Genomic DNA, 13,708 nt, shown 5'->3' on the forward strand with positions numbered 1-13,708 from the left:
CGCCTAATTACTGCAAGGCTGTATGAAATACAAATGCTGTTGCAAATACATCTCATATCCTTTAATCAAATGGGGGTACTGTTATACCCCCACAAGGAATTAAAGGTCAAATTTCACTTCGTCTAATAGCTTAATTGCCGCTTCGTGATTGGCTGCAATATCGTCTAGAGAAAGCTTGTCTGCTTTAAAGTCACCCCAAGATTCCACAAGTTCAGAACGCTTCACGCCTTCTTTAACAGGGTACTCGTAGTTAACTTCTGCGTACATCTGCTGCGCTTTGTCACCCGTTAGGAATTCCATTAGCTTCACAGCATTGTCTTTGTTTGGAGAGTACTTCGCCATCGCCATACCAGAGATGTTTACGTGAGTACCTGTAGTCTCTTGGTTAGGGAAGTTGATGTAAACTGCATCTGCCCAAGCTTTTTGCTCTTTGTCGTTAACCATTTTACCTAGGTAGTAGCTGTTACCTAGAGAAACATCACATAGACCTTCTTTGATCGCTTTAACTTGTGCACGATCGTTGCCTTGTGGTTTGCGAGCAAGGTTTGCTTTCACGCCTTCCAACCACTCTTTGGTTTCTGCTTCGCCATTGTGAGCAATCATTGCTGAAACTAGAGAAACGTTGTACGGGTGCTTACCGCTACGAGTACAAATTTTACCTTTGAACTCTGGCTTAGCCAGATCTACATAGTTGAAATCTGCGCCTAGTTTACCTACGCGATCACGTGAAGAGTAAACACTACGTGAGCGTAGAGTTAGAGCAAACCACTCATTCTCTTTATCTTGGTATTGAGCTGGTACGTTTTCTTCAATGATTTTGCTATCTACTTTCTGAACTAAACCTTTGTTTGTCAGTTCAGCTAGACGACTGATGTCTGTCGTAAGGATAACGTCAGCTGGGCTGTACTCGCCTTCTTGAGCTAGCTTTTCTGCTAAGCCTTTTTTAGCAAATTTTACGTTTACTTTGATGCCAGTTTCTTTAGTGAACTCGTTGAACATAGGTTCAACTAGGAAAGGTTGACGGTAAGAGTAGACGTTCACTTCTTCAGCAGCCATTGCTGTTGGAGCTAAGGTTGCGCAAGTTAATGCTGAAAGAGTTAGCAGTTTTTTCATTGTTTAATCCTTTACCATGCTAATGATAACGTTTATCAGTTGCGTTATTATATGTATGTTCAATAAGAAGACAATGACAAATATTAAAAAACCTGCTCATCGGAGCAGGTTTTTATATGTTGAGAGTGTAACTATTTATTACAGGCTATTGATTACTTCACAGTGACAAATTCTGGGTACGCACCGACGCCACAATCATGCATGTCCATACCTTCCATTTCTTCATCTTCCGTGACGCGAATTCCAACGGTTGCTTTCAAGATAGCCCACACCACTAGGCTAGCACCAAATACCCAAGCAAAGATAACGACAGCACCTAAAAGCTGTGCACCGAATGTAGCATCGCCGTTACTTAGTGGTACGACCATCAAACCAAAGAAGCCACAAACACCGTGCACTGAAATCGCACCGACTGGGTCATCAATTTTCAGTTTATCCAGGCCAATGATGCTGAATACGACTAGCGCGCCAGATACTGCACCGATAGCAACCGCATATAATGGCGATGGTGATAGAGGATCTGCAGTGATGGCAACCAAGCCAGCTAGCGCACCATTGAGAATCATCGTTAAGTCCGCTTTGCCCCAAGTTGTTTTACATACAAATAGCGCCGCAATAGCACCTGCAGCAGCAGCTGCGTTGGTGTTTAGGAAGATCTGACCTACCGCTGTTGCGTTCTCAAAGTCTGAAACCATCAACTGAGAACCACCGTTAAACCCAAACCAACCAAACCAAAGGATGAAAGTACCTAGTGTTGCCAAAGGCATGTTTGAACCTGGAATCGGGTAGATTTCACCGTTTTTGCCATATTTACCTTTGCGAGCACCAAGCAATAACACACCAGCGAGAGCTGCAGAAGCACCAGCCATATGTACGATGCCTGAACCCGCAAAGTCGCTAAATCCAGCTTCTGCTAGGAAGCCACCGCCCCATGTCCAATAACCTTCCATTGGGTAGATAAATGCGGTCAAAATCGCAGAGAAAACCAAGAAAGACCAAAGCTTCATACGTTCAGCCACCGCACCAGAAACGACGGACATTGCGGTTGCAACGAAGACGACTTGGAAGAAGAAATCAGACTCTAGAGAGTGATCAGCCCCTTCTCCTTGGGTACCAATCAGCGCACCAAATGAAGGTAACCAGCCTCCTTCTCCGTTGTCGACATACATGATGTTGTAACCAACGATTAGAAACATCGTACATGCAATTGCGTACAAACAGATGTTCTTCGTAAGAATTTCTGTTGTGTTCTTAGAGCGCACAAGACCCGCTTCTAGCATCGCAAAACCAGCTGCCATCCACATTACCAACGCACCGGAAATGAGGAAGAAAAAGGTGTCAAGTGCGTAACGTAACTCGGTTACTGTTGTTGTTAATTCCATAATAAGTTTCTCCAATCCCTTGAATTCTTAAAGTGCTTCTGCGTCCATTTCGCCCGTTCGGATACGCACCGCTTGGTTCAGGTCGTAGACAAAAATTTTACCGTCACCAATCTTTCCTGTTTGCGCAGCTTTTGTAATCGCTTCAACCACTCGCTCAACATTATCCGCGTGAGTAGCGATTTCAATTTTCACTTTTGGTAGGAAATCGACCTGATACTCAGCGCCGCGATACAGTTCCGTGTGGCCTTTTTGACGACCAAACCCTTTAACTTCTGATACCGTCATCCCTTCGATACCGACGTTAGCCAATGCTTCTCGCACATCGTCTAATTTAAACGGCTTAATAATGGCATTGATTATTTTCATTCAATTCTCTCCGAAGCTTTCATCCTGAAACACTTCTAATAATCCAATCTACGTGCCAAGTTTTTAAGTCATTGAATAATAAAAACTAACGTCAATTTACATATCTATAAACAAAAAGGGCGCACCATATCGGTGCGCCCTTTTCACAAATTTAAAGCAACAGAAGGAAAGTTACCCAAAACTGTGCACTAAATGTTCAAAAAGTCTTTCCATCGCTCGATAAGAATCATGAAGTCCTCTATTCCACAGCTTGCTGTACTTTCTGCATTGTAGAAATCGAATTCACTTTCCATCTCAACATCATGGTCATGGGCCAATGCGTTTTCTTGCACTAGGACTTCATCGCCCTGAATCATCAAGCTAATTTCTGTACCTGTTAGGTTATGCTCTTGAGAAGGCGCTGAAAATGACTGCTCAATTAGCTTTTCAACCTGAGCTATCTTCATAGGATCTTTGCCAATTTCTTCTTGTAGCCAGCGCCCAACAATCTCATGCCCCATGCTGCATTTTACGTAGTACTCGCCCATCAACGTGTTACGGATGAATTCAAATTCCATCGAGATTGCCTTTTCGTATCAATTTGGTGCGGAGTATAGCGAATTGCGCCCATAAAAAAAGCACCTCGTTTGAGGTGCTTTTTAATTGTGCAGTTAAACTTATGCAGGCTCTTGGAATATCACTTCATCCGCTTTCTTGGTGTACTGATCCATTTTATGGAAGTTCAAGTAGCGGTAAGTATCTGTAGCGGTTGCATCAATTTGCTTCGCATACTCCAAGTACTCTTCTTTAGTTGGAATCTTACCAAGGATTGCACCTACGGCAGCTAGTTCCGCAGACGACAGGTAAACATTCGCACCAGTACCTAGACGGTTCGGGAAGTTACGCGTTGAGGTAGACATCACTGTTGATTTGTCTGCAACACGCGCTTGGTTACCCATACACAGTGAACATCCTGGTGTTTCGATTCGAACCCCAGCACGGCCAAAGATACCGTAATAACCCTCTTCCGTTAGCTGATCCTTGTCCATCTTCGTTGGCGGAGCGATCCATAGACGAGTTGCAAGCTGTCCGTTGAACTTATCTAGCAGCTTACCAGCAGCGCGGAAGTGACCGATATTCGTCATACAAGAACCGATGAACACTTCATCAATCGCTGTGCCTTGTACTTCAGACAACAAGCGAGCGTCATCCGGATCATTCGGTGCACATAGTACTGGCTCATTGATTTCAGCCATATCGATTTCAATAATATGTGCGTATTCAGCGTCTTTATCCGCTTGCATCAGCTCAGGATTTGCTAGCCACTCTTCCATCGCTGTAATACGACGTTCGATAGTACGGCGGTCACCGTAACCTTCAGAGATCATCCACTTCAGCATCACGATGTTAGAGTTTAGGTACTCTTCGATCGACTCTTGCGACAGTTTCACAGTACAACCTGCCGCAGAACGCTCAGCAGAAGCATCAGACAGCTCAAATGCTTGCTCAACAGTTAGCGTTTCTAGGCCTTCAATCTCAAGGATACGACCAGAGAATTCGTTGATCTTGCCCGCTTTCTCTACCGTTAGTAGACCTTGCTGAATCGCGTAGTAAGGGATGGCATGAACAAGGTCACGCAGTGTGATACCCGGTTGCATTTCACCTTTAAAGCGAACCAAGATTGACTCAGGCATATCTAGTGGCATAACGCCTGTCGCAGCTGCAAAGGCAACCAACCCCGAACCTGCTGGGAATGAAATACCTAGCGGGAAACGAGTATGTGAGTCACCACCCGTACCGACTGTATCCGGCAGTAGCATACGGTTTAGCCATGAGTGGATAATACCGTCACCTGGGCGAAGAGATACACCACCGCGGTTCATGATAAAGTCCGGAAGTGTGTGGTGCGTGTTAACGTCTACTGGTTTTGGATACGCAGAGGTGTGACAGAAAGACTGCATGACAAGATCAGCAGAGAAGCCCAAACACGCCAAGTCTTTAAGTTCATCACGAGTCATAGGGCCGGTAGTATCTTGCGAACCTACTGTCGTCATCTTCGGCTCACAGTAGGTACCAGGGCGAATGCCTTCTACGCCACACGCTTTACCAACCATTTTCTGTGCAAGCGTGTAACCCTTGCCAGAATCTGCAATTTCACCAGGTTTACGGAATACATCCGAAGGCTCAAGACCTAGCGATTGACGCGCTTTGTCTGTCAAACCACGACCGATGATCAATGGGATACGACCACCAGCACGAACTTCATCAATCAGTACTTCCGTTTTCAGCGAGAACTCAGCTAAAACTTCACCTGTTTCGTGATTACAAACTTTACCTTCATATGGGTAAACATCGATAACATCGCCCATGTTGAGCTTAGTTACGTCGACTTCGATTGGTAGTGCGCCCGCATCTTCCATTGTGTTGAAGAAGATAGGTGCAATTTTACCACCAAGCACATAACCACCAGCACGTTTGTTTGGAACGTAAGGGATATCATCTCCCATAAACCAAAGTACTGAGTTGGTTGCAGATTTACGTGAAGAACCAGTACCAACAACATCACCAACGTAAACCAATTGGTGACCTTTTTCTTTCAATTCTTCAATTTGCTTGATCGGACCAATATTGCCCGGTTGATCAGGATTGATGCCTTCACGCTCGTTCTTCAGCATCGCAAGTGCGTGCACTGGGATATCAGGACGAGACCAAGCATCAGGTGCAGGTGAAAGGTCATCCGTGTTCGTTTCACCTGTTACTTTAAATACAGTTAGAGTGACTTTTTCTTCAAGCTTAGGCTTAGAAAGGAACCACTCAGCATCAGCCCATGACTGAAGCACTTTCTGTGCATGCGCATTGCCTGCTTTTGCTTTCTCTTCTACGTCATAGAAAGCATCAAACATCAGAAGTGTATGAGACAGCGCTTCTACAGCAATCTCTGCCAGTGCTTCGTCATCAAGTAGCTCAACTAGCGGCTCGATGTTGTAACCACCTTGCATAGTGCCTAGCAGTTCAGCCGCTTTTTCACGACTCACTAATGGTGATTTAACTTCACCTTTTGCTACTGCTGTTAGGAAACCCGCTTTTACATAAGCAGCTTCATCAACACCTGGAGGGATACGGTTTTCAAGTAGGTCAAGAATGAACTCTTCTTCACCTTGCGGGGGATTTTTCAGAAGTTCTACAAGTCCAGCAACTTGTTCTGCGTCTAGCGGTTTAGGAACAACTCCTTCAGCAGCACGCTCTTCGACGTGTTTACGGTAGGCTTCAAGCACGACTTTTTCCTCTCATTGCGGTTCCTCCTCTATTATTACTATTGTTAAAGTAAAGGAGTGAACATCCTTGGAAACTTGGCTCTCCATTGCCCTTGTTTTCATTCAATTATGATTGAGAAACAGCGCCGTAGAGGCCAAACTGTGGGCAAAATAATAGCAAATTTAACCTTAAATTAAAATCTTATCATTTTGACCAACATAGCAACTTACGACTAAAGTTCTGCTAATTTTGACCAAATATGCCAAGTTTTTGCTTTCTTATACCCGGTTAATTAAACGACGTTCCTACGATCAAATACACAGCATCCATATCCTGCTCAGTACGACCATAAGCCAACATAATTGGCCCGATTGGTGAGTCAACACCAAAGAAAATAGAGCCAGCATTGTAAAGTGGCGCTTCATTCAGCTTCAGATCATTATCTGACCACACTCCACCGTATTCCACTGATGCACCTAGGTAGACTGGCGCTTCAAATAGTCCAAAGTCGTTGTCGAACCATTTGTATCGGTACACCAAGCTACTAAAAAACAGGTTCTGTCCAATCAAGCTATTTCTTGGGATGCCAGATAGGTTTAAAAAGCCGCCTAACTCTCTCGGATCAAGTGGAACCGATGAATTTTTACTTTCTACAAAACTATATTCTGCATGTCCGACTAAAGTATGACGCTGATGACTGACCGCACCTTTGAATCGCGCGGAGATTTCATACACGGTATCTTCAATCATCTTTTCCGTGTCGAGCAGAGTGATGCCTTCCGGACTCTTGTCATGAGATACGAAATATTCAAGATCGACCAGCAGTCCGCGAGTAGGAAATGCAAAATCATCAAGCGTATCGAGTCGATAGCTCGCAAATATACCTTTGCGCTCGAAGTCTAGCTGCCCTGCCGAGGCCAAGGTAGACAGCTCAATATCTCCTGTAGAGTAACGAGCACCAAGGCGCAACTCTTGCCATAACGTAGGTTGAATGCCAATCGCCAGTTCAGAAGCAAAGTCATTATAGGAAACGGGTAAGAAGTCGTTAACTGAGCTGAGGTCCGGATTTTCAAATTCGCTAAAAGGTAAGTTTCTATCTTCACTGCTGTATCCAACACGGCCAGCAACAAAAAGCGTTTGACTAGATAAAACAGGCGAATACAACTCAGCTTCTATCAGCTTATCCGTGCCCATTTCTACGTTGAACGCCAACTCTGCACCATGCGAGTTTAAATTAGTAAAATTGGTCGACATACCGATGCCGTATTGGCTATCCGTATCGAAGTCATCTTCAAGGAAAAATCGAAAGTTAACGTAATTCGGCCCCCACGACTTTTCGTTAACATCAAAAACCAACAATGTCTTACCATCAACATCTTCAAAGTGATAAGTGATTAACTCAAAACGATCCAGCGCATAGAGATTTTCAACGGCTTTTTCTATTTCAGCCGTTGGAATACGACGACCTGTTTTCAATTGAATACGGTTAGTAAGTAATACATCACTGTAGTGGGTGTTATTCACTATCACAATGTCATCAACAATGCGTTTATCACCGTAAACCAGCGTCTTACGTACCTCTTGCTTGTGATCAATATACTTTTGGTATTCTGCGTTCGATAAACTTAGACCTTGCAGCTTATCTTCAAGCTGCTTGGTAATATCGTAGCCCGCTTGAAAAGCCCAAGGCATTTTGTCGAACTCGACCGTTTCCATGGTGCCCACATTGGGACGAATATAAATATCTTGTGGTTCAAGCTCGTCCACTTGCTGTTGCGTACTGCGACGAACTAGGTAATTAGAAAGTTGATCCGCTACAGTAAACAGCCCGGTAAACTCATCTTCGGTTTTGTAGTCGGTGCTAATATCGACAGCAATAACAATATCTGCCCCCATGGCGCGAGCCACATCGACAGGCATGTTATTGACGACGCCCCCATCGACAAGCATATGGCCATTGAGCTTATAGGGAGGGAGCGCTCCTGGTACAGACATACTGGCCATCATTGCGTCCACGAGATAGCCATTGCCAAGAACCACTTCCTCTAGGGCAAGAATATCTGTCGCCACAGAGCGGTAAGGAATGGCAAGATCATCAAAAGAATCGAATCGCCCTAAGTTCCCTGTAGTCTCACGCAATACGCGCAACATGTTCTGGCCTTGCACCACACCCGTTGGGGCACGAACCTCACCAAATCTTAAGCCGAGGTCAGTGTTAATTTGATAGCGGTCTTCATACTCTTTATCACGAACTCGGCGTTGACTACGGTCGACACGATCTCGATAACCACTGCTCCAATCGACGGTGTAGATAAAACTTTCAATTTCATCAGCGCTCATCCCCGTTGCATAGAGACCACCGACATAAGCGCCCATACTGGTGCCCGTTACGATATCGACCGGGATCTGCATCTCTTCTAACGCTTTGAGAACGCCGATATGCGCAGCGCCTTTTGCTCCACCACCAGCGAGCACAACCGCCACCTTTGGGCGAGGCTCCAAGTCATCCGTTTTTGCTAGAGAGTTTGCAAGGGAAACTGAAGGAGTGGTGATCAAAAAGGCACTAACCCAAAGCGCGAAATGGCGAGTCGACGGGCTTGATAACAGCTTTTTGAACATTCACTTCTTCCTTTGTTGAATTTCTTATCAAGTAGGGCGTGCTAGCAGCACCGCACTAACACGCCCTAATATGTACTAAGAATTGACCAGAGAGACAAGCTAATGTTGTTGATTTGGCGATGCTACCAATCAAATAAGCTGTTAAGCCAGTTTGATTTCTTCTCACACTGCTGCTTTATTTGACCCGTTTTATCCCAAACTGGCAGTTTATAATCACTACGACAGTTCATTTCTAAACCACCATCTGATGTCGGCTTAAATCCTAACGTGGTGATCTCTCTTGGCCATGGAAGCTCTAAACGCTCAGGAATGCGTTGCTTCAAATACTCTGCGTACACTCGTAATGCACCGCTCGATCCCGTTAGATGAACCGGTTTGTTATCGTCGCGACCTAGCCAAATTGTCGTCACTTCACGGCCATCAACACCGACAAACCAGCTATCGCGGTTATCGTTACTGGTACCCGTTTTTCCTGCCAGTGCAGCCCAACCAAACTGGCTTTGTAAGAAGCGGCCTGTACCTTGAGCAACCCCCTGTTTCATCGCGTAGGTCGTTAGCCATGCTGCTTGCTCATCCACGGCTCTTGATGAACGAGGCAAGGATTGATACAGCACATTACCTTCCATATCCATCACTGAACGCAGAGCGGTCAGTTTCGCACGTTTGCCTGAGTTCGTCAGTGTCTGATACATCTGCGCGACTTCAAACGGCGTCAAAGAAAACGAGCCCAAAAACATCGAAGGCACTGGGCGGATTTCGTCTTTGTTGACGCCCAAACGTTCTAAAGTATTGGATACTTCGGGGATACCAAGCGCCATGCCTAAGCGCACAGTTGGCACGTTGAGTGACTTCGCTAAAGCAATGTAGAGTGGCACATCACCACGATATTTTCGGTCGTAGTTACGCGGTGTCCATACATTACCTTTACTGCTTTTCAGGCTTAGCGGCGTGTCGTGTAGCGTCGTGCCTAGGTTATATTTTTCCGGTTGTTCTAGAGCCGTCAAGTAAATCGCTGGTTTAACTAAAGAACCAATTGGACGACTGGCATTGAGCGCGCGGTTAAAACCTTCATAACCAACACGTTTACCGCCAACCATGGCACGGATTTCACCACTATGACGATCAACCGCGACTGCTGCGGCTTCTAATTCTTTACCGCCTCGTTTAGCTAGCTCCGGGATCTTTTTCGCGATGGCTTGCTCCATTTTGCTTTGCGATACCGGATCCAGAGACGTAAACACGCGCAGCCCGGTTTCCGCTTTAAATCGCTCCCCCACTTTTTCTTTCAATTCAATGCTCAATTGTTGGAAATAAGCGGGCTGACGGCTCGCAATACGTGGTTTGCTCTGCGTATCAAGCGAACGACTGACGGCTTGCTCATACTGCTCAGATGTCAGCATGTTTTGCTGCATCAACAAACGTAATACAAGATCGCGGCGCTCTTTCGTACGCTCGGGGTAACGAATTGGATTGTAGTAAGACGGTCCTTTTACCATCCCAACTAACATCGCCAGTTGATCGATTCGCAGCTCTTGGATCGGTTGTCCAAAGTAATAACGCGATGCCAAGCCAAACCCGTGGATCGCTTCACCACCGCTTTGCCCCAGGTACACTTCGTTAAGGTAGGCTTCCAAAATACGATCTTTGCTGTAACGGTAATCCAAAATTAACGCAATATACGCTTCTCGAACTTTACGCCACAGCGTTTTATCACGGGTCAAAAATAGGTTTTTCGCTAACTGCTGAGTTAGCGTACTACCACCTTGAACAGTACGACCCGCTTTAATGTTTGCAACCATTGCTCGTGCAATCGCGAGTGGAGACACCCCATCGTGTTGATAAAAATCCCGGTCTTCGGTCGCAAGCAGTGCATCAACTAAAATTTCTGGGAACTGATCACGACGCAAGAACAGACGCTGCTCATCTTGATCTTTCTCCAGCATCCCCAACATCTTCGGTTCTAAGCGTAAGTAACCAAGATCACCTCGGGACTCTAAAGACTGAATACGCTGTAAGCCAGAATCTGAAAAATGGAGCATCACGTGACGATCCGGTTCAGGACCATCGGCAAATTCAAATGGACGACGGATCAGCTCAATACGAGTGGAAGAAGAAGAGTACTCACCAGGATAGCGAGGCTGACTTACCTTACGGTAATTCAGTACATCCAGCTCGTTGCGCAGTTCTTGAATGGTGATATTTTCACCCGGATTTAAGTTCAAGATGCGAGCATAAACCACCGTTGGCAGTTCAAACAGCTGACCTTCAAAGCGCTCTTTCACGACACTATCTAAGTAAATCCCAACAAACAGCAAAACAGCGGCAAGCGCAACACCGGCTTTCCAGCTAAATGACCACAAAACTTTCAGCCACGAACGTTTCTCGTTAGTCGGCTTTTTACTCGGTGTGCGTCGAGTCGGTTTTGTCGTTCCTTTATTGGTTGTACTTTTCTTCGCTGGCGCTTTTTTCGCGCTAGGCTTCTTGCTGTTAGTCATTATTCAATTGTCTTTTTGTTTTCGTAGTTGCTACATGATTGGCAGGATCATCTGGCCAAACGTGTTTTGGGTAGCGCCCTTTCATCTCTTTTTGAACGTCTTTATAGCTTCCGTTCCAGAAAGCCGCCAAGTCAGACGTCACTTGCAGCGGACGTTGTGCCGGTGAAAGCAGTTCAAGCACTAAACGCTTGCGACCAAGCGCTACCGTAGGGGAGCCACTCTCACCAAATACCTCTTGCATACGCACCGATAATTTCGGCTCATGGCCATACTGGTAACGGATACGCTTCTTTGAACCTGTCGGCAGTTGGTAATGCTCTGGTAACCATTCATCCAGCTGTTGATTGAGTGGCCAACCTAATCGAGCGTTCAGCGCTTCGACCAAGTTTATCTTGCTCAAATCGTTAACCGAACTGACGGACGTCATGTACGGCTCTAACCACTCTTCTAATGAATCCAACAAACTGGCTTCATCAAACATTGGCCATGATTGCTCGGGTAACCATTCCACCGCACAACGAACCCGAGCCAACAAGCTCTCCGCTGGCGGTGTCCAGTTTAGACTCTGTAAGCCCTGGCGGCGGACATACGTGAGTAAAGCTTGTGTCATTTTTTCTTTGCCAGGGCTTGGCAAAGGCTCGCGTTCAACCACCAGCTGACCGAGTTTTGTTTGTCTCTCAGCCATTAGACGCCCTCTTTTTTCATCCCAGTCTACAACTTCTTCAGACGAAAATAGCGCTTCAAAGGTCGCTCGCAATATATTGACATCCAATTCACATGCCGAATGAATTTGACTGGAGTTAGAATGAGAACGCATTAAGTCAACGGCAACCAAATACTCACAGCCACCTAGCATGTCTTCCTGACGACATTCTGCACCATGACCATTAGCCAAAGTAAATCGCCCAAATTGATTTGTGCGCTGCTGCGCAATGCGATCTGGAAATGCCAAACTTAACACCAGCGGTAATGCATCTTCATCCACGCCTTTCAGGTCAAATACCGTATCCAATTTGTACGCTAGAGATTGAGCACGCTTGAACAACAGCGACTTTTTTGGATGAGTACCAACAAGCCAACGATGCAAGCTATGAGCGATATTGGTAACGTTTCTCTCTGGCTCTTCAATCAGTGCGACCGCCGCCAAAGCAGCATTTAACATCTTATCACTGTAAGATTGCGCTTTAATTAGCATCGCAGCCGCACGAGGCTCGACGCCTAGTTCATGCGCCTGTTTTCCTTCGGACGTTAATTGCCCTTTTTCCGTCAGTAGTCCCAATGACACCAATAGCTGCTTCGCTTGTTCCAATGACGGATTAGCGGGAACATCAAGCCACTTGAGATCGTGGATATCACTCGCTCCCCAAAATGCGATCTCCATAACTAAACTCGCCAAATCGGAATGCAAAATTTCGGGTTGAGAAACCTGCGGCTGTTGCTTGAACTGGCTTTCAGAATAGAGGCGAACGCAAATGCCCTCTTCTATTCGTCCCGCTCGTCCTGCACGCTGAATCGCTGAAGACTGTGCAATGCGTGTTTGCTCTAAGCGTGTTAAACCGTTTTTCAAATCAAACCGGGCAATACGCTCTAACCCAGAATCAACCACAAGGCGAATGCCTTCAATCGTCAGTGAAGTTTCTGCGATGTTGGTCGCGAGTACGACTTTACGCTTGCCGTGTTCTGCCGGCGTGATGGCTTTTTGTTGCTCAGTAAAGCTCAGTTGCCCATAAAGCGGACACACTTCAATATCATCCGCCAAATGAGATAAACGTTCTTCGACTTGTTTAATGGCCCCAACGCCCGGTAGGAAAGCCAACAAAGAGCCGGACTCTTTGTTCATAAGACTTTCTATTGTTTTTGCCATACTCGTAGGTAAATGATCATTCACACCTAACGGTTGGTAACGCATTTCTACGTCGAAACTGCGCCCTTCTGATTCAATGTAACTGGCTTCCGGCAACAACGACTGTAAGGCTTGTTGATCAAGCGTTGCCGACATTACCACCAGCTTGAGATCGTCTCGCAATGCCTCTTGAACTTCTAAACTGAATGCCAAAGCGGTATCGGCATGAATGCTGCGTTCATGAAACTCATCAAAGATCAGCAGATCAACACCATCCAGTTCAGGGTCAGTTTGAATCATCCTAGTCATGATCCCTTCAGTCACGATCTCCAACTGCGTTGCAGAACTTACCTTTGCCTCGCCACGAACTCGATAACCCACGCGTTGACCAACTTGTTCTCCCAATTGCTCAGCAAGATAACGGGCAATGTTACGCGCCGCGAGTCGTCTTGGCTCAAGCATGATGATTTTTCCAACAACCGAATGGTTTAAGAGTAACTGCAAAGGGAAGTAAGTCGACTTACCGGCACCTGGCGCCGCTTTTAAGATCACTTGATGTTGATTTTTGACCGCCGTCAGCAACTCAGGCATCACGGCTTCAATCGGCAATTGTGACAAAGGAAATACCTTATGGTGTAATGGTGGCAACATTGTAC

At 45.9% G+C, this 13,708-nt stretch carries 8 protein-coding genes; all 8 read right to left on the minus strand.

All coding sequences use genetic code 11. The annotated features are described in order from the left end of the window. Nucleotides 1–99: 99 nt before the first annotated feature. Nucleotides 100–1,113, minus strand: coding sequence for a Fe(3+) ABC transporter substrate-binding protein (locus ACHFJ9_RS19865; protein ID WP_395356062.1), 1,014 nt, complete (start codon nucleotides 1,111–1,113; stop codon nucleotides 100–102). Nucleotides 1,114–1,265: 152 nt separating this feature from the next. Further along, nucleotides 1,266–2,495: an ammonium transporter gene (locus ACHFJ9_RS19870; RefSeq protein WP_046875065.1), complete on the minus strand. Its 1,230-nt coding sequence runs from the start codon at nucleotides 2,493–2,495 to the stop codon at nucleotides 1,266–1,268. 27 nt (nucleotides 2,496–2,522) lie between these two features. Next, nucleotides 2,523–2,861, minus strand: coding sequence for a P-II family nitrogen regulator (locus tag ACHFJ9_RS19875; protein ID WP_005396729.1), 339 nt, complete (start codon nucleotides 2,859–2,861; stop codon nucleotides 2,523–2,525). Between the two features lie 188 nt (nucleotides 2,862–3,049). Further along, entirely contained in the window at nucleotides 3,050–3,418 is a 369-nt protein-coding gene (locus ACHFJ9_RS19880; RefSeq protein ID WP_012841428.1) for a YacL family protein, read from the minus strand. 99 nt (nucleotides 3,419–3,517) lie between these two features. Next, nucleotides 3,518–6,115: a bifunctional aconitate hydratase 2/2-methylisocitrate dehydratase gene (acnB, locus tag ACHFJ9_RS19885; protein WP_085342655.1), complete on the minus strand. Its 2,598-nt coding sequence runs from the start codon at nucleotides 6,113–6,115 to the stop codon at nucleotides 3,518–3,520. A gap of 268 nt (nucleotides 6,116–6,383) precedes the next feature. After that, a complete protein-coding gene (locus ACHFJ9_RS19890; protein WP_395356066.1) occupies nucleotides 6,384–8,714 on the minus strand; it encodes a patatin-like phospholipase family protein in 2,331 nt (776 codons plus the stop codon). A 122-nt stretch (nucleotides 8,715–8,836) separates the two neighbouring features. Next, nucleotides 8,837–11,209, minus strand: coding sequence for a penicillin-binding protein 1B (gene mrcB, locus ACHFJ9_RS19895; protein ID WP_074191770.1), 2,373 nt, complete (start codon nucleotides 11,207–11,209; stop codon nucleotides 8,837–8,839). After that, nucleotides 11,202–13,670, minus strand: coding sequence for an ATP-dependent helicase HrpB (gene hrpB / locus ACHFJ9_RS19900; RefSeq protein ID WP_395356068.1), 2,469 nt, complete (start codon nucleotides 13,668–13,670; stop codon nucleotides 11,202–11,204). The genes mrcB and hrpB overlap by 8 nt, the downstream gene beginning before the upstream one ends. Nucleotides 13,671–13,708: the final 38 nt, after the last annotated feature.

This window comes from Vibrio sp. D3 (assembly GCF_043995865.1).
GTDB classification, from domain to species: domain Bacteria; phylum Pseudomonadota; class Gammaproteobacteria; order Enterobacterales; family Vibrionaceae; genus Vibrio; species Vibrio diabolicus.